Origin of the sequence: Spirosoma soli, assembly GCF_042684525.1 — a bacterium.
In the GTDB taxonomy this organism is placed as follows: Bacteria; Bacteroidota; Bacteroidia; order Cytophagales; family Spirosomataceae; genus Spirosoma; species Spirosoma soli.
This window is the reverse complement of sequence record NZ_JBHULN010000015.1, coordinates 93,168-116,110: the sequence shown is the minus strand read 5'-3', so window position 1 is coordinate 116,110 and position 22,943 is coordinate 93,168. Positions and strand designations below refer to the sequence as shown.

Genomic DNA, 22,943 nt, shown 5'->3' with positions numbered 1-22,943 from the left:
CTCAGTCAGCGACGGTGGGCCAGAGCTTCAGCTATGTGATTCCGGCCAACACCTTCACCGATGCCCAGACGCCCAACAGCCTCAGCTTGACGGTGAGTGGCCTGCCTCAGGGGCTGAGCTTTGTGGCTCCGGCCACTCTCAGTGGGGTGCCTTCGGTGAGTGGGGTGAGCAGCGTAACGGTGACGGCCACGGATGCGGGTAGTCTGTCGGTGAGCACCAGCTTTGGGCTGTCGGTGAGCCCGGCCTCGTCGGTGACTACGACGGCTCCTTTTGCCATCACGGGGGTGAGCACCATCAGCTGCACATCTGTGGGCAACCAGATCAACCTGAGCTTTACACCCCGGTACGCTGGTCTGAGCGGGCAACCCATCAGCTTCTCGGTGGTCAATGAACTGGCTCCAACCACAGCTGCGGGACCCTACACCCTGCGGCTCTATACGGACAATCCCGTTATCACCCTGAAAGCTACCCAAACTGGCACGCCGGGTGAGGTCAGCTTTGCTTACAACTGGCTGGCAGTTTGCCAGAGTGGGGGACCGGGTAACACCGCCCCAACGGTAGCCAATGCCGTACCACCTCAGTCAGCGACGGTGGGCCAGAGCTTCAGCTATGTGATTCCGGCCAACACCTTCACCGATGCCCAGACGCCCAACAGCCTCAGCTTGACGGTGAGTGGCCTGCCTCAGGGGCTGAGCTTTGTGGCCCCGGCCACTCTCAGTGGGGTGCCTTCGGTGAGTGGGGTGAGCAGCGTAACGGTGACGGCCACGGATGCGGGTAGTCTGTCGGTGAGCACCAGCTTTGGGCTGTCGGTGAGCCCGATGCCGGTGGCCTCCAGTGGCTTCAGCATTCTGGGCGTAACGACAGTGAGCTGTGAGGTGATCGGTGCTGACCAGCGTCGGTTGACCTTCACCCCCCAATACGGGGGCGTAACGGGAGCGCCGATCTCTTTCTCGGTGGTCAATGAGAAGCTGCCCACTACCGATCCAGGTCCTTATACGCTGAATCTGTACACTGATAATCCGGCCATCAATTTAAGCGCTCAGCAGGGTAGCACGGTGGCTACTTACCGATATAACTGGCTGGTTGGCTGCCAGGGTGGTGCCCGATTGGGTAGTGTGGAGCCGGGCAGCGAACTGGTGGTGCGGGTACTGGGTAACCCCATCCAGAACCACCAGGTAAAGCTGGAGGTGCGGGGTGCAGAAGGTAAGCCTCTGCGGCTGCAACTGACTGACCAGACGGGCCGAACGGTGAATGAGGGGCTAGTGGAGCAGGCCGGGGCCATCGAGCGCCAGACGCTGAACCTGGGCAACGAGCCAGCGGGTATGCTCTTGCTGCGGGTAAGTACTCCGACCCAAAGCCAGACGGTAAAAGTGCTCAATACCAGATAAGCTGTCTCGGAGAGTGGGATCGTTTGCCTCAACGCATCCCACTCTCTAACGTGCCTTTGTAGGAGCTTTGCCCGGATGAGGGTTGGTAACTACTGATATATTTAATTTATGCTGTTTTGTAAATAGCTGATAATCAGCAGAAATATAAGTTTGTATTTTTTGTCCACGCTTTTGTCCACGCCTGTTTTTAGGCTTTGATAAGCTTCTAAACTTGCTTTGTTTCCGCCAGGATACTGGTTTTCGTCTCATCAATTCTCTGTTCTGATTGCGTATAAAGAAGCCATCTGTTAACAGCTATCATCCATAATCATACACCCTTTATTCTACTATCATGAAAACGATTTTACAGAACACCCTCCTGATTACCGGTTCACTGCTGAGCACGGTACCGCTTTATGCTCAGCAGGTTGGCATTGGCACGTCTACTCCCAAAGCTTTTTTTAATGTAATTGAGAACAGGGATGTCCTTTTCGGTACAGACGTAAACGGGAGTGGCAACAAGCTCATTTGGTACGGCTCGAAAGCTGCATTTCGAGCCGGTAGTAGTGGAACTACCCAGTGGAATAATAGTGAAGTTGGTCAGGGCTCCTTTGCTGCTGGTTTCAATACACGGGCGAGTGGTGTCGGGTCTACAGCTTTGGGAAATGCAAGCGAAGCAACGAACACGAACTCGTTGGCTACGGGTTTCAATACACGGGCGAGTGGTGTCGGGTCTACAGCCTTGGGAAATGCAAGCGTAGCATCCGGCCTTAACACGACGGCCATGGGATTTTCTTCAACGGCTTCCGGCGAAACGGCAACGGCAATCGGTAACAGTGCCCAGGCACCGGGTGTATCGGCCATCAGTATTGGAACGCAGACGTCGGCTGGCGGTCCCTACTCAACCGCGTTAGGGTTTGCTACACAGTCAACGGGCGAATTTGCCACTGCGATTGGCAATACAGTCGAGGCTAGTGGCAGGAACTCCATTGCATTGGGGACTAATGTCAGCACGAACGAGCGAACTGGCTCAATAATTATTGGCGATGCGTCGTCAAATCGGTACGAAAGTGATGGTAATCAGAAAATGACAATGCGCTTTGGCGGAGGGTATGTGCTTTATAGTTACAATGGGCCGCAGCGTCTGGGCGATCCCTTCTTCATTCCTCCAGGCGTTGAGTTACGCCCTGGCCAGAATGCCTGGTTTGTTATTTCCGATTCAACAAAGAAGGAAAATTACCGATCTGTCGATGGCGCAAGTGTTCTCAAAAAAATTAGTCAGATGCGGTTAGGGAGCTGGAACTATCGTGGGCAGGACCCGAAACTGTACCGTCACTACGGTCCTATGGCCCAGGATTTTTTTGCCGCCTTTGGTCATGATGCACTGGGGACCGTTGGTGAGCCTACGGGCATTAATCAGGGCGATTTCGACGGCGTCAACCTCATTGCCATCAAAGCACTCATCGCTGAGGTAGACCAGCTAAAGGCGGAACTGGCCGCATCCCGCGACCGGGAAAAAACAACCCAGGCCCGGCTCGATAAAATCGAAGCCCTGCTCGGCACCTCGGCGGGTGTCGGTACCGCCAGCCCGAAGCCACAAGCCGGCCGGTAATTAGCCTTATTTAGCCCATTACTCAATGGTGATTGTTCGTCGTCCGAAAAACGACGCACGACCACTCGGGGCTCTCTTTGCCCACATTAATCAACCAGACCACCTTCCCTTATCCAGCAATCCACTCATTGCCAGGCTACATCCATCAGCATGACCGTCGATTCTTCGCCGGTACCGTGGACTGGAGTGGCCCGTTCACCTCAGAATTGTATGAACAGACTTATTCTTACCTCGATAGTCGTTTTATGGGTGGCCCTCACCACCCAGGCTCAATTTTATAATAACGGGCTGATTACCAACACCGGCAATGTTATTAGCGACTCACAGCTGCCGTGGGTCAACGCGGCTAATGGCGTTTATAACGGAGCTGGCACCAACGCTGTATTTGAGCATCGGGGGCCCTCGGCCCAGACATTTACCAACCTTGGCACCTATTCTGCAATGACGGGACATACCGACCGATTCTTAGGGCCGGGCGGGTCGCCAGGTGCGCAGGAACTGGCCGGATCGAAACAACCGGTGTTTTCGAATCTACATCTGAACAACGGAACGGGCCAGGCCATCAATATCACCAATACGGCCGGTATTCTGGTAACGGGTAACCTTACCTTCGCCAATGGCATCACCTCTACCGTGCGCACCAACCCAGCGGCCGGCTCCCTGCGCCTGGGCGCAGGAGCGACCTATACCGGTGGTGCCACCGACGCGCAGCACGTCAATGGCTACGTGACTAAGACGGGCAATACGGCCTTTACATTTCCGGTCGGCAGTGGTACTGACATCCGTACGCTGGTCATGAGTGCGCCCGGTGCGGCCACCGATCAATACAGCGTCGCCTGGATTGCGGGTGACCCGACCAACACGCTCGACCCTTCCGATGCGCAGCCGTTGCACCCCACCTCGAACCGGGATGCCCAGGCAATCAATCGGGTTAGTCCCGTAGGGCAGTGGGACTGGATTGATACGGATGGCACCGGAGCTGGTCTAACTATCAGCGTGTCTATCCCTGACATGACTGCTTTTCAGAGTGCGATTAGCTTGCGACTCGTTGGCTGGAACGGTACGCGCTGGATTAACCTCAGCACGGGGCCAAAACCGTATCTATCAGGAACTAGCTACGCCAGTGGTAACACGGCTAACAGCACCCTGGACGGCACCCTGGTGGCGGGCATCACGGCCATCGGCATTGGCGAGTTTCCCAGCGGATCTCGCCTGACGGGTAGTGTTTTTTACGATGGTAACGGCCTGACGGACGGACGCGTGGAACAAAATGGTAACGGACCTGTTCCGCTCAATGGTACGGACTTCGATCCGCTCACGACAGGTGCGCAGGCGCTGTACACCACGCTCATTAACAGCAACGGCACTCCTGTAACGACCGTGCCCGTAACCTCGGGCGGTACGTTCTCGTTTAACAGCGTCGCGCCCGGTAATTACTCCGTGGTACTAAGCACGAATGCGGCTGGTAGTACGGTGTCGGTGCTCCCTGCCAATTTCATGAGTATCGGTGAACGATTGGGTACCGGGGGGGGGAATGACGGGAAGCCCGACGGTATTTTAACCGGCATTACGATTTTCATTGGAGCGCCTGCCGGGTCTTTTGATAACATTGTTAATTTCGGCATTAATCGGCAACCCGTCGCGAAATCAACGCAGGTTCCTCCGCAAGCTACGCCGGGACCGGATGTTCGGGTTCCCGTACCCGCTACAGCCTTCGGGGGAGTTGACCTCGAAGATGGGGCCTATCCAAGCCCTGAAAACAGTACGTATAGTTATGATCTGCGGAGCCGGGAAGTAACCCTCCGCCCCGCCACGAATGGTACGGTTTACTACGCCGGGAGTCCCGTCACTGCCCCGCTGATTATTCCGGGTTTTGATCCCGATCAGGTGAGTGTAAGCATAGCGAACGCCCAAACCACGTCGGTGTCCTTTCCGTACACCATTCGCGATCAGGCAGGCTTTGCATCGGGCATCAGCAGTATTAATTTAACGTTCACCGGGCCAGCCCCATCTATTTCGGGTACGGTCTTCGCTGATGGGAACGGGGATGGAACAGTGAATGGTACACCTATCAATGGTACCGCCGTGCCCCCTATCAATGGCGCACCCGTGCCGCTCTACGTCAGTCTGGTGCAGAATCTCGCCCAGGGAACGGCATTGATTGCCACGGTTCCTGTAACAGCTACGGGCACTTATAGCTTCACCAATCTTGCCATTAACACGTCTTATAACATCATACTTACCACAAATCCGGATGGCACCACCAGCGTCCCCTCGCTGCCGACGGACTGGGCCAGCACGGCCGATTTTTATGACGGGCTGTATGATTCCAGAGGAGATGGCACCATAACTGTTTTGGTGAGAACGACCCCGGTCGTGAATGCTATTTTCGGCATTAACCGCCGTCCGCAGGTTAGCAGTGCGACTGACGTTGTTCGGCTCAATCCGGCTGTCGCAGTTCCGGTGTCGGCCAGTCTTTTTGTCGGTTCTGACTTTGAAGATGGCGCGTATCCTAATAATATGCTGGGGCGAACCGTATCGTTAAGCGCGGCCACCGGCGGGGCACTCTTCCACAATGGTCAGCGGATCTCGACGGTCGCCGGGTTCGTCAACGGCTTTACCCCGTCCGGGCTGACAGTTGACCCCACCGAGCCGGGTGCCACCACTGTTACGTTCGCTTATCAGATACAGGATAATGCAGGTGCGTATTCAGCGCCCGGCATCATCAACGTACCCTTTGTTGGGCCAACCGTTAGCCTGTCTGGTCAGGTTTTTGACGATGGTAATGGCCTCAGCGATAATCTGGTCAACCAGACCGGAAATGGGCCTAATCCACTCAACGGTACCGATTTTGACCCCCAGGTTACCGGCAGTCAAGCTCTATTTGCCACCCTGGTTAACAGTACCGGTACAGCCCTCGGCACTGTACCCGTGACGGCGACCGGTACCTATTCATTCACGGGTGTGAGTGCGGGTACGTACTCGGTCGTGTTGGGTACGAACGCTGCAGGCAGCACCACATCCTCCCTGCCTAACACCTGGGCAAATACCGGCGAACAATTGGGTACTAGTGCAGGCAGCAATGGTACACCCGACGGTATCCTGACGGGTGTCGTTGTGGGCACAACTGCTGTTGGCGGGGCCAATTTTGGGATTAATAAACGACCTGTGGGCGCTACTGTATCGCTTCCGGCCCAGCGCAACCCCGGGGGTAATGCACAAGCCGCTGTCCCGGCAACTGCCTTTACGGGCACCGACCTGGAAGATGGTATCTATGCCAACAACCTGGCCGGCCGGGACGTAACGCTACTTCCTGCATCGGGCGGGACGCTGTATTATGCCGGTAACCCCGTCAGCACCACAACAGCTATTGCCAGTTTTGACCCAAGCCGGGTCACGGTAGACCCTACGGGCACGCAGGGCACGACGGTTCAGTTTACGTATATAGTGCGGGACAACGCGGGAACGCCCTCAAACCCGGCGGCTACCTCAAGCTCTATCTTTGTTCCGTTCACCGGCGACCCAATTGTCATTTCGGGTACTATCTTCGACGATGCCAACGGGCAGACAGATAACACCGTCAACGGAGTAGCCATCAACGGCACGGCCGTGCCCCCCATCACGGGGGTACCCGTGCCGCTCTACGTGAGTCTCGCGCTGGAAGCCACGCTGATTGCCACCGTGCCCGTGAGCGCGGCTGGTACCTACAGCTTTAGCAATGTGACAGGCAATAGTGCCTACAATCTGGTACTGACGACGAACCCCGCTGGCAGCGTCATCAATTCGACGCTGCCCTCAGGCTGGGTTAACACAGGGGCATTTGTGGGTACGGGTCCGGGCAATACCGGCACCTTCCCCGGCGTGCAGGGGGTGTCTGTGGGCTCTAACAGCATCAGCAACGCGAACTTCGGCATCGACCGCCGACCCGAAGCTGTGGCTGTGACTCTGGACCCGCAGACCAACCCTGATGGCAACGTACAGGTCTCCATTCCGGCGACAGCCTTCACCGGTATCGATCTGGAAGATGGTACCTACCCCAATAACCTGACCGGCCGGGCCGTAACGCTGGGTGCAGGTGGGGGCGGCACCTTGTACTACAACGGTACAGCGGTCAGCACCGTGCTGGCCATTACCAACTTCGACCCTACGAAGGTTACCCTTGATCCGACTGCTCTGGGAATAACGACGGCTACATTTACGTATTCGCTGAAAGACAATGCCGATGTGACCTCGCTGCCCACTACGATTACCGTACCCTTCCAGCCGACGTTCGGCATTGCAGGTCGGATATTCGATGATGGCAACGGCCTGACCGACAACACCGTCAACCAGATTGGCCAGGGTCCCAATCCGCTCAGAGGTACCGACATTGACCCCCAGGTGGCCGGTAATCAACCCATCTACGCCGTGCTCTTCCGCCTGCCCGACGAAGAAATAATCGCCACCGTAGGCGTCACAAACACGGGTACATATTCCTTCACCGGACTGCCCCCTGGCACTTATGCCGTGGCCCTGGACAACACCCCGGCCGGCAATCAGGCCCAATTGTGGCCCGGCTGGCAATCGACCGGCGAGTTTCTGGGTGTCGGTCCTGGCAGCGATGGCTCGCCCGATGGTTTGCTGACCAATATAAGGCTGACTAACGCCAGCGTGACTGAGGCTAACTTCGGCATCAACAAACGGCCCCAGGCCACAAGCCGCGTCCTGACGGCGGAGCTTAATCCAGGTGGCAACAGGCGGGTGGAGGTTTCGCCCAGAGCGTTTTCGGCTGCCGATCTGGAAGATGGGACCTACCCCGACGATCTTTTCCGCCGTCGCGTGACGCTCAACCCGGCCACGGGGGGCACATTGTATTACGAGGATGCTCTGGTGAGTGCCCCGCTGGAAATTGACAGCTTCGACCCCGATGAGGTTGAGGTTGATCCCGACGCGGATGGGGAGACTTTTGTGACTTTCTCGTATTCCATCGACGACAACGCGGGCGTTGCCTCCGAACCAGCCTCCGTTACTCAACCCCTGGGAGTAAGGTACCGTATTTCAGGTCGTGTTTTCGACGATGGTAACGGCCTCACCGATAACACCGTCAACCAGGTTGGCCAGGGGCCGAACCCGCTCAGAGGCACCGACATCGATCCTCAGGTTGATGGTAACCAACCCATTTATGCAGTCTTGTTCCGCTTGCCCGATGAAGAGATCATCGCCACCGTACCGGTCACCATCTCAGGTACGTACGCCTTCACGGGACTGCCCGCTGGCACCTATGCCGTGGCCCTGGACAACAACCCGGCTGGCAATCAGGCCCAATTGTGGCCCGGCTGGCAACCCACTGGCGAGTTCCTGGGTAGTGGTCCTGGCAGCGACGGCTCGCCCGATGGCATCCTGACCGACATTAACCTGACCAATGCCGACGTGGTCAACGCCAACTTCGGCATCAACAAACGGCCCCAGGCCACGTCCCGCACCCTGCCGACCCAGCCGAATCCGGGCGGTAACGATCAGGTGGTTATTTCGTCTACGGCGTTCTCGGGTAGCGATCTGGAAGATGGCACCTATCCCAACAACCTGGCCGGCCGAAGAGTACGTCTCAGCTCAGCTGATGATGGTACCCTTTATTACGACGGAGCAGTCATTGCATTGGGCTTAGATATCGCCAGCTTTGACCCGACTAAGCTTACGATCGACCCTACGGCGGTCGCTTCGACCACGGTCAGCTTCGACTACACCGTTTATGATAACGCGGGCGTCCCCTCCGAGTTAGCCGAGGTTATGATACCGTTCCAGCCCACTTACACGGTATCGGGCCGGGTGTTCGACGACGGCAATGGCCTGACCGACAGCACCGTCAATCAGATAGGCCAGGGGCCAAACCCGTTGAATGGTACGGACATTGACCCGCAGGTTGCCGACCCGCAGCCGATTTATGTCGTATTGGCGGATAATTTCGAATTTCCACAAATTTTGCGCTCTGTTCCAGTATCGGCCGCGGGTACGTACTCCTTTACGGGCGTACTTCCCGGCACGTATTCGCTTCAGATCAGTGCTCAACCATCACGCTTTCAAACATTCGTTCCCTTTTGGCTACCGACCGGGGAGTTCCTGGGCAGTGGACCCGGTAGCGACGGTAATCCCGATGGTGTGCTAACCAGCGTTCAGGTCGCCAGTGCCAACGTAGGCGAGGCCAACTTCGGACTAAATAGAATAGCCAAAGCGAACGACGCTACCTTGGCCGAACAGCCGAATCCGGGTGGTAGTGTGCAGGTGCCGGTGTCGGCTACAGCTTTTTCCGCCACTGACCTCGAAGATGGTATCTATCCCAATAACCTGACTGGCCGACGTGTTGATCTGTATGAATTAGGTCAGGGTACAGTATACTATAATGGTGAGCTTGTGGTGGGTTCATTAACGGTCGAGCGCTTTGATCCCACGAAGGTTGCCGTTGATCCCACCGAGCCGGCGGCTACCACCGTCACCTTTGGGTATGCTACTTACGACAACGCTGGTCAATCCTCCGAACCAGCTTCGATCACCATACCCTTCACCAATCCGTCATTCAGCTTGTCGGGGCGGGTCTTCAACGACGGCAATGGTTTAAATGACGGAATTGTCAACCAGAGCGGCAATGGGCCTAACCCACTCAATGGTACCGACATTGACCCCGAGGTAGCGGGTCCGCAACCCATCTACGCCGTCTTGTCGCAGGCCGGGGCTAATCCTCCGGTGGTTACCGTGGTGCCGGTAACCACCACCGGCACCTACTCCTTTACGGGCCTAGCGGCCGGCACGTACGCTGTTGCATTAAGTACCGATCCCGCTGGCACAACCCTTACGTCGCTGCCTACGGGCTGGTTCAACACTAGTGAGCAACTAGGCAATGGCCCCGGCAGCGATGGCTCGCCCGACGGACGGTTGTCCGGCATCGAGATTACCCGAAGCAACATCACCGATGCCAACTTTGGTATTAACAAGCAGCCCAGAGGGGCCGAGGTTACGCTGGCTAATCAGCCGAATCCGGGTGGTAATGTGCAGGTACCGGTGTCGGCTACAGCTTTTTCCGCTAATGACCTCGAAGATGGCATCTACCCTAACAACCTGACTGGCCGGGCGGTGGTACTCAACCCAGCTACGGACGGTACGCTGTACTATAGCAATACGCCAGTCAGTGCCAGTGTGGCCATCAGTAGTTTTGATCCGACTCAGGTTGCGATCGATCCCACTGCGCCGGGCAGTACGACAGCCACGTTTACCTACTCGGTCCAGGATAACGTAGGTATAGCCTCGCCACCCGCCCAGATCCGCCTGTTCTTCCAGCCGGTATTCAACATCACAGGACGGGTCTTTGATGATGGCAATGGCATGACCGATGGCCTGGTAAATCAGTTTGGTAGCGGACCTAACCCGCTCGACGGCACCGATATCGATTCTGAGTTTGGCGGTAAGCAACCAGTTTATGTGGTTTTATACGATGATTTCGAGTTTCCGCAAGTGCTGAGGCTGGCACCCGTAACAGCTACGGGCACTTACTCCCTAACGGACGTACCGGCGGGCACTTACTCACTCTTACTCACCAGCGAACCGTCCACTCTTTTTCCAGTAATGGTACCGGGTTGGGTCTATACTGGCGAGCACGTCGGCAATGGGCCGGGCGACGACGGTAAGCCTGGCGATGGTCTTCTTGAAACTATTACGGTCACGAACGCGAACGTCAGTGAAGTAAACTTCGGCATCAATAGACGAGCCCAGGGAGAGGAATTCACCCAGGATGAACAACCCAATCCTGGCTCGCTACGGGCACCCGTTGATTCCAGGGCATTTAATGCCGAGGACCTGGAAGACGGCTATTATTTCGATAATCTGCGTGACCGCCGGGTTGAACTGGTTAGTGCTGAGCCGTTCGGTACCCTGTATTATAAAGGCAACGTTGTCAGAAATGACACAATTTTTATAGTGGACCGGTTCGATCCTAACGAGCTTTCGGTCACGCCCGCCGATTCAGGCGAAACCACTGTCCTTATCACGTATTATGTCTACGACAACGCGGGTGTACAATCCCGGCCTATTATTATCCGAATACCCTTTACGAACGAGCCTACGTATAGTCTGTCGGGTCGCGTCTTTGACGATGGCAATGGTCTGACTGACAACCTTGTCAATCAGATAGGTCAGGGGCCTAACCCGCTCAATGGTGCCGATATTGATCCTCAGGTAGCGGGTAATCAACCCATCTACGCGCTGTTACTTCGTGATGTTGCAGGGAGTCAGGAGATTGCCGCTACCAGCGCCGTGACCACTACGGGTACCTATTCCTTTTCGGGTTTGCCGGGCGGGGCGTATCGGGTGGCACTAGGTACCGACACTACCGCCGACCGGATTGCCACGCTGCCTACCGGTTGGAACTTCACGAGTAAACAGTTGAGTACGGGACCTGCCAGCGCCAGCACCAGCCAGACCGCCCGGCTCGATGTAGCTATCAACAACGCCAGCGTGGGCGATGCCAATTTTGGTATTAACAAACGACCTGTGGGGGCGAGTGTCACGCTGGCGGAGCAACCAAACCCCGGCGATAGTGTCCAGGTACCGGTGCCGCTTAGTGCCTTCACTGGTTCCGACCTCGAAGACGGCACTTACCCGGACGGCCTGACAGGCCGACGGGTCCGACTCGAAGCATTTACTGGTGGATCGCTGTACTATAGAGGTAGACTTGCCCCTAATAGTCCCTTTATCCAAATTATATTGGACTCCTTTGACCCCAGCCAACTCACCGTCAATCCTACTGCGCCGGGAGCGACCACGGTTAGTTTTCGATACTCGGTTTATGACGACGCGGGAGTAGAATCTTCGGGATTGAACACAATCTCACTGCCCTTCACTGCTCCAGAGCCCCGTATTGCAGGACACGTCTTCAACGATGGCAACGGGCTGGCTGATAATTTGGTTAACCAGATCGGTAACGGGCCAAACCCGCTCAACGGAGCTGACATCGACCCGCAGGCCCCCGGCAACCAGTCACTCTATGCCGTGCTGTATCGGGATGATAATGGCGTCCCTGATGCCGACGACGAGATTATAGCCGTTGAGCCCGTTGCGCCTAACGGTAGCTATGCCTTCTACAATCCGCCCACTGGTCCTTACTCTATCCTTCTGAGTACCAATCCTGCCGGGAGCCTGAGTCCCTCGCTGCCCCAGGGATGGGCCAACACTGGCGAACAGCTGGGCACCGAACCCGGCAGTGATGGACAACCCGACGGACGACTGTACGTAGTGAGCTACCAAACGGAGGTTAGTGAGGCCAACTTCGGTGTCAGCAAACGGCCCGTGACTAACCCCGTTGCTCTGGCTCCGCAAACCAACCCAGGCGGTAACAATCGGGCTTCTATTCCGGCCAGCGCCTTTACTGGCTCCGATCTGGAAGACGGCCCCTACGCCAACAACTTACGGGGGCGGCATGTGACGCTCAACCCGGCTGTGGGCGGCCGGCTCTACTACGATGATGCAGAGGTGATTGCTCCGCTGGAGGTGGATGAGTTTGACCCTGATGACGTCGACGTCGATCCCGATGCTGATGCAGAAAGCTTCATAGCTTTCTCGTACTCTGCCGACGACAACGCGGGCATTGCTTCCGAGCCAGCATCGGTCACCCAGCCTTTCACGGCATCGTACCGCATTTCGGGGCGCGTCTTCGACGACGGCAACGGTCTCAATGACAATATAGTCAACCAATTCGGCGATGGACCTGATCCCCTCAATGGGAATGACATTGATCCCGATGAGGCTGGCAACCAGTCACTCTACGCCGTGCTGTATCGGGATGATAATGGTGTTCCTGATGCCAACGACGAGATTGTGGCCGTTGAGCCGGTTTCGCCAGATGGTAACTACGCTTTCTACAACCCGCCCACTGGTCCTTACTCTATCCTTCTGAGTACCGATCCCGGCGGGAGCCTGGCTGCTTCGGTACCGGAAGGTTGGGTGAACACCGGTGAATACGCAGGCAACGGGCCGGGCAACGACGGACAGGCAGATGGTCGACTCTATTTTCAGAGCTACCAGACCGATGTCAGCGATGCCAACTTTGGTATCGAGCGGAAACCGGTGGTCATGGTGGGGGTTGCCTCGCAGCTTAATCCGGGCGTGGGGCAGCAAGTCACTGTGCCGGCGATAGTCTTTTCGGGCACTGATTTTGAAGACGGTCCCTACGCCAATAACTTAACCGGTCGGCCTGTAAACCTGACGCGGGCCGTGAACGGCACACTCTATTACGAGGGCAATCCGGTAAGCACCTCGCTGGCTATAACCAGTTTCGATCCGACTAAGGTAACACTAAGTCCAACCGCCGAAGGGTCCTTGCTAGCAACGTTCACCTACGCGGTTAAAGATGATGCGGGCGTATTGTCGGATGCCAAGCCAATCAGCTTTACTTTCCGCACGGAACCCATCCGTATTTCGGGTACGGTCTTCGACGATGGCAATGGCCTGACCGACAACACTGTCAACGGCACTGCTGTCGTCGGCGCGAGCGTGCCGCCAAATAGTGGCAGCCCTGTGCCTGTATTTGCCAGTCTTATAGTAGACGGTAATTTGCTGAGCACGGTCGCCGTCACCGCTACAGGTACCTATGCCTTTACCAACGTCACTGCCAACAACACTTATCAAGTCGTGTTGAGCACCGACCCCGCCGGTAGTCTGACGCCTTCCTTGCCGCAGGGCTGGGTGAACACCGGCGAGTTTCTGGGTACCGGACCCGGCAGCGACGGAACACCTGATGGCATTCTGGCGGGTATTTCGATCGGATCAGCTTCTAAAACTGATGCCAACTTTGGCATTGATCAGCGCCCTGCCGGTGCCAACGTGACGCTGGCCAGCCAGGATAACCCCGATGGCACGGTTCAGGTACCCGTTTCGGCGACGGCCTTTACCGGTACAGACCTCGAAGACGGCACCTATCCCAATAATCTAACAGGGCGAGCCGTCTCGCTGAGTGCCGCCACGGGTGGTACGCTCTATTACAACGCTACAGTGGTGAGCACAACACTGGCCATTGCCAGTTTCGATCCAACCAAGGTGACAGTTGATCCCACGGCTCAGGACAGCACGACGGTCAGCTTTACGTATCAGGTGCTGGATAACGCCGGGATAAGCTCAGCTCCGGCCACCATCACCCTGCCATTCGGGGCACCTACAGTAAGTATATCGGGGAACGTGCTGAACGATGGGAATGGCTTGCGCGATAATCTGGTCAACGGACCAGGCATCAATGGTCCGTCCTTGCCGCTGTATGTGTCGCTGCTGGACGGGGCGAACATAATTGAGACGGTATCAGTCAATGTGTCCGGCTTCTTTAACTTTCTCTCAGTCCAGGCTAACAAGGCCTATAAACTGATTCTGAATACCCTGTCGGGTGGAAGTCAAACGCCTTCATTACCTGCTAAATGGATCAATACTGGGGAGTCGGTGCCAGAGGCCAATAAAGCCCTTGCCACGCTAAATAAAGGGGCTAGATTGAGCCAGCAGCAATTGCTCAACTTGGTGGACGATGCTGCTGATGGGGCCATCCAGATACAGGTTCAAACAAGTGCCGTTAGTGATGTGGTTTTTGGCATCGAACAGCGTCCTGCCGGAGCGGATGTTACGCTCGCTGCTCAAACCAATCCTGGCGGTACGGTTCAGGTACCCGTTTTAGCTACAGCTTTCACGGGGTCCGATCTGGAAGATGGGGTGTATCCAGACAACCTGGCGGGCCGAGTAGTTGATTTGAATCCAATCACGGGGGGCACATTGTACTACAACAGTACGCCAGTGAGCACCAGCACGTCTATTTCTAACTTTGATCCAACTAAGGTTACCCTGGACCCTACCGCTCCTGGGAGCACGACGGCCAGCTTTACCTATCGGTTGCAGGATAATGCTGGTGTTAGTTCTCAGCCAGTAACTATCACCCTGCCGTTTACGGGACCGACGGCTCAGCTTTCGGGCAACGTTTTCAATGATGGTAACGGCTTAACCGACAACCTCGTGAATGGTGCCGGGGCAAACGGTGCAGCCCTGCCGCTGTACGCGAGTCTGATCAGCAACGGCGTAGTCGCTACTGTACCGGTGACAGACGCGGGTGCTTACTCCTTTACCGGCGTCGGTTCGGGTACGTATTCGGTCGTACTGACCACCAATTCGGGGGGCAGCACAACGGCTTCGTTACCCGCCAACTGGGTGAGTACGGGCGAACAACTCGGCACCGGTCCGGGCAGTGATGGGACGCCAAACGGCATTCTAACGGGTATTAGCGTGGGCACTAGCGACGTGGAAGCGGCCAACTTCGGCATCGACCAGAAACCAGTCGTGTCCAGTGGCGCCATGCCTCCGCTGTCGAATCCGGGTGGTACCAACCAGTCAGCCGTGTTTGCCTCCGTGTTTGCGGGTAGTGATCCTGAAGATGGGACGTATACCAACAACCTAAGCGGACGCGAGGTGACGCTGACGGCCGCGACGGGTGGCACTTTGTACTACAATGGAAGCCCGGTCAGTGGAGCTGGCGTCATTACTAACTTCGATCCCGCGCAGGTTAAGGTAGACCCCACCGCTCAGAAAGAAACCGTGGTAACCTTTGCCGTTGCCGTAAAAGACAACGCTGGTGTCTTATCGGACCCGAAAACGATTGTGGTTCCCTTCTCCGACGACCAGGACGACGAAGATGATAACGACGACCCCGATGAGGACGACGGCAATGAAGACCCGGATGACGATGACGATGGTGACAACAATGACGATGGGAAACGGGATGATCGCGTTCGGCTACCGAACAATACCTTTACGCCTATCATCCCCACGATTCGGTTACCTCTCCCGATCGGCGTTCCGCCCATTCCGCTCATTGGTGTACTGATCACCGTGTTCCCGATCAATGCCATTTCTATCATCATCAACGGTACGGTATACACCAAAGATACGTTCCCGCCGGAGGGTATAATCGTGCGAACGAATGAGGACGGCGATCTGGAGGATGACCTGGTTATTGAGCCGGAGGACCCCACCAAGCCTGTGCCGATTCCGTTTGTCGGCGTAGGGCCAACGGGTACACCGGTGACCAGCCCGAGTAACACCAACGCCCAGCCCGCCACGCTGGTTAACAACGGGCCGCTGTCGTGCACAAACACGACGGTCACGCTGACCGCTGGGGGCATAGGCACGTACCGCTTCAGTGCGGGGGCAACGCAGGTAGCCGGTGGAAACACCGCTAACGTTACCGGAGAAGGTACGTATTACGTGATTGTAACGGGTCCCAATGGTTACCAGGCCAGGGCAGCGACCGTAGTTGGCGTCGATAAAAGCGTACCGGCTGCTACGCTCACCAGCTCCGGCCCGCTATCTTGCTCTACGACCAGTGTCACCTTAACTGCCGGTGGTGTGGGAACGTATCGCTTTAGTGCCGGAGCCACACAGGTCGGCACAGGCCCTACTGCAACGGTGACCCGGGCCGGTACTTACGAAGTAACGGTAACAGGTGCTAACGGTTGCCAGGCCACCGCTTCAGTTCAGGTAGTGGCCGACCAGAGCGTACCAACCGCCACGCTGGTGAACGATGGGCCGCTATCGTGCACGAACACGACGGTCACACTAACGGCCGGGGGCACGGGTACCTACCGCTTTAGCGCGGGAGCCACGCAGGTAGCGGGCGGTAATACCGCTACTGTTACTGAAGCTGGTGTGTATAGCGTAACGGTGACATCCGATGGCTGCTCGGCTACGGCGCAAACAACGGTTAACTCAACCAGCGAAGATCCCCTTCGGATTGTAAACCAGCCCGTTTCATCCTCAACCGTCACTGTTGGGGCCACCATTACCGCCAGTGTTTCTGTCTCGGGTACGGGGCCAGCGCAGTATCAGTGGTACAAGGACGGCGGTACGCCCGTGGTAGGGCAGACCAGTGCTGTGCTGAATCTGTCAAACGTGCAACGTTCTGATGAGGGCCGCTACGTTGTGGTCATCAGCGGTCCGTGCAACAATGGCGTGCCGGGTAGCCTTACGTCAACGGCATTTAATCTTACCGTCAATCCAAATTCGCTGACTCTTACCGTAGTGGCGACGCCGGATACGTTGCGGACAACCGAAACAACCCGGCTGACGGCAACGGTACTAGGAGGCACCGCGCCGTACACTTATGCGTTCAGCGGACCTGGTACAATAACGGCCGCGGGAAATACGGCCACGGTGTCTAGCTTAACAGCTGGCGTGCAAACCTTTACCGTCGTGGCCAGAGATGCGACAACGCCGACCAGCCAGACCGTTTCGGCATCGGTGAGCGTAACGGTCAGCGAACCGAACACGCCCCCAAGGGCAACGGCCAACCTCAGCCAGACGGCCATTGTAAACGAGGATTTCTCGTATGAAGTGGCCGCCTTCACGGACGCCGAAACGCCCAACAGCCTGACCTACTCGGCCCGCATCAGTCCGGCCAATGGGTTAAGTTTCGATCCTGCAACGCGGGAGATATCGGGTACGCCCCGTTTGGTCGGTGTGAGCAGTGTGACCATCACCGCCACCGATCCGGGTAGTTTGACGGCCAGCACAACGTTCCTTATCGTTGTCCGGCAGCCACAAAGCACTACCGGTTTGGTAATCAGTCAGATTTATGGCAGTGGTGGTGAACCGGGCGCTACGTACAGGAATGATTTTGTAGAACTCTTCAACCGGAGCAACGCCACCATCGACGTCAGCGGCTGGTCGGTTCAGCACGCCAGTGCCACCGGCGATACCTGGCAGTCGACCCCGCTAACGGGCAGTATACCGGCCGGGGGGTATTACCTGGTGCAGGGAGCCGCCGGCAGTTCGACGGCCGTAACTACCAGCCTGCCAGCAGCCGACGCCACCGGAACGATTAGTCTGAACGGAACGGTGGGCAAGGTAGCGCTGGTGAAGGTGAGTACGGCCCTGTCGGGAACGTGCCCCACGGGAGCGGACATCGTTGATTTTGTCGGGTATGGTACTGTAAACTGTTACGAAGGCAGTGGTGCAGCCCTGGGGTCGCCCACCGGTACAACGGCCTACTTCCGAAAAGAGAACGGCTGTACGGATACCGACGACAACACGGCGGACTTCGCGGTCAGTTCGGTACTGCCGCGCAACTCGGCGAGTCCGACTAACGTATGCGGTGCAGTTAGGTCGCTGTCGCTGACAGTCTCTGCCAGTCCCACCACGTTGCTGACGACGGGTACAACCACGCTGTCGGCAACGGTGACCGGGGGCGCGGGTCCTTACAGCTACACTTTCAGCGGGTCAGGCACCATCAGCCAGACGCCCGCCAGCAACACGGCGACGGTGACCAGCTTAACCGACGGGGTGCAGACCTTTACGGTGGTCGTCAGTGACGCTACCACCCCCGTCAGCCAAACCGCCACCGCTACGGTGAGTGTAACGGTGACGGCTCCTCAGCCGGTCAACACGGCGCCGGTGGCTACCACCAACGCCAGCCAGACGGCTCTTGTGGGTCAGCCGTTTGCTTACACGGTTAATGCCTTTGGCGATGAGCAACCCGCCAGTCTGACTTACACGGCTAGTATTAATCCGGCCAACGGGCTGAGCTTTAATGCCGCCACGCGAGTCCTATCAGGTACGCCTGTTCAGGCCGGTGTTGTCAGCGTGACTATCACGGCCACCGATTCGGGCAGTCTCTCGGCCAGCACCAGCTTTACTATCAATGTGCAGTCGGCATCAGCTGTGATGGCAGCTACGCTGTCGGGCAGTTCAACGATCTGTGTCGGCTCGTCGGCCGCAGTTCGGGTAAGTCTAACCAGTGGGATTGCACCTTACATCGTTGTTTATTCGGATGGGGTTCGTTCGACTACTGTATCAGGCTACATTAGCGGGGCGGACATCCAGGTGAGCCCTGTTCAATCAACGACTTACACGCTGGTATCAGTGACTGACTCGGCCGGTGTACGAGCCCAGCCTCTGAGCGGAACGGCTGTGGTTACGGTTAGTCCGCTCCCGCTGGCCCGCATCAGCGGTCTGCTCACGGTCTGCCTGGGTCAGAGCACAACGCTGACCGCGTCGGATACGATCGGTATTCCGGGCATTACCTACCGCTGGAACACGGGGGCAACGACAGCGGCTATTTCGGCCACAACGGGTACATATTCGGTAACGATTACAACCCTCAGCGGCTGTACGGCTACGGCCAGCGCAACGGTTTCGCCATCAAGTGTTGATTTTGGTCCGCTGGTAGATCTGTACAACAGCACGGGTGGAGCCAACTGGACGCAAAAAGATAACTGGCTGACGGGCTGTACGCCTTGCAACTGGTACGGTGTAAGCTGCGACGGCAATGGTCGGGTAACGGCACTCCGCCTGCTCGGTAACAACCTAACGGGTACGCTTCCTGCTAGTCTGTCCACCTTAACTCAGCTGACATCGCTCGAATTGGGTGAAAATGAATTGCTGAGTGGTGGAATTCCGAGCGGTTTGTCGTCATTAACGGGGCTGCAAACACTGAACCTGAGCCGTACTCAATTAAGAGGACCCATCCCCGACAATTTAGGCGCGTTGGTCAACCTGGAGCGATTGTTTCTGAACCAAAGCGGACTGACAGGAGCGATTCCTGCCAGTCTGGGTGGGCTCACGAAGCTCCAGGACCTGCAACTGTATTCTAACCAGCTTACAGGATGTTTCCCCAATAGTCTGTCCGCCTTGTGTGGCAATCGGGTCATCAATTTTAGTGATAATCCCGGCCTGCCCGGCGGAGGTGACTTCGCGGCTTTCTGTAGTAACGGTACTGGCAGCTGCAATCCGGTCAACACGGCCCCGGTGGCTACGGCCAACGCCAGCCAGACGGCTCTTGTGGGTCAGCCGTTTGCCTACACCGTCAATGCGTTCAGTGATGCCCAAACGCCCGATGGTTTGATCTACTCAGCTAGAGTTGAACCTGCCAACGGCTTATTCTTCGATGCGGCCACGCGGGTCCTCTCGGGTACACCTTCACTGACGGGAGTGAGCAGTGTGACGATCACGGCGACTGATCCGGGTAGTCTGAGTGCTTCCACCAGCTTCAGCATCACGGTGGGGCCAGCCCCGGTGGTGACTCCGCTATCCGTGACACTAACGGCCAGCCCAACCACCTTGCTAACGACGGGCACCACCACCTTGTCGGCAACGGTGGCTGGAGGGACCGGACCTTACCTGTATAACTTCAGTGGAGCGAGTGATAGGTTTACGGGTATATTCAACGGAAATCCGCGCAGCAACACGGCAACGGTATCAGGCCTGAATCCCGGCGTTCAGCTGATCAGTGTGTCAGTCACGGATGCCACCCAGCCTACCAACCAACGTGTCTCGGCCATCGTGAGCGTGACAGTGGTGAACCCGCTACCAGTCAACACCGCCCCGGTGGCCACGACTAACGCCAGCCAGACGGCCACAGTAGGCCAGGCCTTTGCCTACACCGTCAATGCGTTCGAGGATGAGCAACCCGCTAGTCTAACGTATACGGCCAGCATCAATCCGGCCAGCGGTCTGAGCTTTGATGCGGCCACACGGGTCCTCTCGGGTACACCTGACCAGGATGGCCTTGTCAGCGTGACCATTACGGCGACTGATCCAGGTGGACTATCGGCCAGCACCAGCTTCAGCATCACAGTGAATCCGGCTCCGGTGGTGGCTCCGCTGTCGGTGACGCTGACAGCCAGCCCAACCACAGTGCTCACCACAGGTACGACTACGCTGTCAGCGACCGTGACTGGAGGGACCGAACCTTATCTGTATAATTTTAGCGGAATAGGCATATTCAATGGTAGTCCGCGCAGCAATACAGTAACGGTATCAGGCTTGAACCCCGGAGTGCAGACGCTCAGTGTGTTAGTCACGGATGCCACCCAGCCTACTAACCAGCGCATCTCGGCCATCGTGAGTGTGACGGTGGTACCCCCAGCACCAGCCAACACGGCTCCGGTGGCTACGGCCAACGCTAACCAGACGGCTACTGTGGGTCAAGCGTTTGCTTACACGGTCATTGCCTTTGGGGATGCCGAAACACCCGACAATCTGACTTACGCGGCCAGCCTTGATCCGGCCAATGGGTTGAGCTTCGATGCGGCCACGCGAGTCCTCTCGGGTACGCCTGTTCAGGCTGGAGTAAGTACCGTGACGGTGACAGGCACCGATCCGGGTAGCCTCTCAGCCTCTACCAGCTTCAGCATCACGGTGAGTCCCGTCTCGGTAACTGCGACGGCACCGTTTGCCATCACGGGGGTGACAACACTCAGTTGTACGCCGGTGGGCGACCGCATCCTGCTACGTTTCTCGCCCCAGTATGCGGGTCTGAGTGGAGCGCCGGTGAGCTTCTCGATAGTTAACGAGTTGTTGCCGACCTCCGCGCCGGGACCTTACACTCTGAACCTGTATCCGGATAACTCGGTGCTTACCTTGAAGGCCGTTCAGGAGGGATCACCGGCGGACGCCAGCTTTGTTTACAACTGGTTGGCCAGCTGCGACGCCCTGGTGTCGGGCAATACACCACCCACGCTGGTCCAGGCCGTGCCACCCCAATCGGCAACCGTTGGTCAAGGCTTTACGTATCAGATACCAGCCAATACCTTCACCGATGCACAAACGCCTAATGCGCTGGTGTTGTCGGCCACGGGCTTGCCGGCAGGACTCTTTCTGGTGGGCACTACCATCAGTGGTACGCCCTCGACCACCGTTGGTTCGCCCTATCGGGTGACGCTCACGGCTACCGATGGGGGAGGGCTATCGGTGCAGACCAGCTTCGCTTTCACGGTGAGTCCTTCGTCGACGACCGAAGTGGCTCCCTTTGCCATCACCGGGGTGACGACGCTCAGCTGCACTCCCGATGGGGAACGCATTCGGGTGAGTTTCGTGCCGCAGTATGCAGGCTTGAGCGGGGCGCCAGTGAGCTTCTCGGTGGTCAATGAGTTGTTGCCGACCACGGCACCTGGTCCCTATACCATTAGTCTGTATCCCGACAACGCCCTGATCACCCTGAAGGCGGTGCAGACGGGCTCACCGGGCGAAGCCAGCTTCGACTACGCATGGCGAGCGGCCTGCACGAGTGTGACGCCGGTTAACACGGCGCCCAGAGCGGTCAGGTTCATTCCGAACCAGTCGGTGACGGTCGGTCAGGCGTTTAATTACACGATCAGCGGCAACACGTTTACCGATGCCGAAACGCCGAATAGTCTTACCCTTTCGGTGAGCGGTTTACCACAGGGCCTGAACTTTACCGCCCCGGCCACCATCAGCGGTACGCCTTCTACCTCGGCTAGTACGCCGTTCCGGATCACCGTGACGGCCACCGATCCGGGTAGCTTGTCGACCAGTACCAGCTTTGAACTGACCGTGCAACCCATTGTCATCGACCCGGACCCGACCCAACCGTTTGCCTTAACGGGGGTACGCACGATTAGCTGCGAGGTAGTGGCCTCGGATCAGCGTCTGGTGACGTTTACGCCCCAGTACCGGGGCTTGAACGGACAACCGGTGAGCTTCTCGGTGGTGAACGAGTTGTTACCCACTACTAACCCCGGTCCGTATAGTTTGCGGCTGTATACTGATAACCCGACCATTATCCTGGAGGCTAGCCAGACGGGTAGTTCCCAAGCCGTTCGGTTCAACTACAACTGGCTGGCGGGTTGTCCTACCCAGCCGAGTGGTCGGCTGGGCAGCGGAGAGGCTTATGAGTCGGGGCTGCGCGTGAAGGTACTGGGCAACCCGGTAATCGGTAGCGAAGTAGTGATCGAAGTGACCGGTGCGGAAGGTCAGCCGCTTGAGTACGAGCTAACCGACTCGCGAGGGCGAGTGGTAGGTAGCTATCAGGTAGGTCAGGCTGGCCGATTGGACCGGCAGAGCCTACGTATTGCGAACCAACCGGCCGGCCTGCTCTTGCTGCGGGTGAGTACCCCAACTCAAAGCCAGACAGTGAAGGTACTAAGGCAATAACTGCATCATCAATCGTAAAACGCCCA

3 protein-coding genes are annotated in these 22,943 nt (G+C 57.2%); all 3 read left to right on the top strand.

Features of this window, described 5'->3' with window-relative positions; genetic code table 11:
* A partial coding sequence (locus tag ACFSUS_RS21080; protein ID WP_381525729.1) for a putative Ig domain-containing protein occupies nt 1-1,388 on the top strand: 1,388 nt, incomplete at its 5' end.
* 331 nt (nt 1,389-1,719) lie between these two features.
* Entirely contained in the window at nt 1,720-2,979 is a 1,260-nt protein-coding gene (locus ACFSUS_RS21075; protein WP_381525728.1) for a tail fiber domain-containing protein, read from the top strand.
* 210 nt (nt 2,980-3,189) lie between these two features.
* Nucleotides 3,190-22,917 carry a putative Ig domain-containing protein gene (locus ACFSUS_RS21070; protein ID WP_381525727.1) on the top strand — a complete coding sequence of 6,576 codons (19,728 nt, stop codon included), beginning with the start codon at nt 3,190-3,192 and terminating at the stop codon, nt 22,915-22,917.
* Nucleotides 22,918-22,943: the final 26 nt, after the last annotated feature.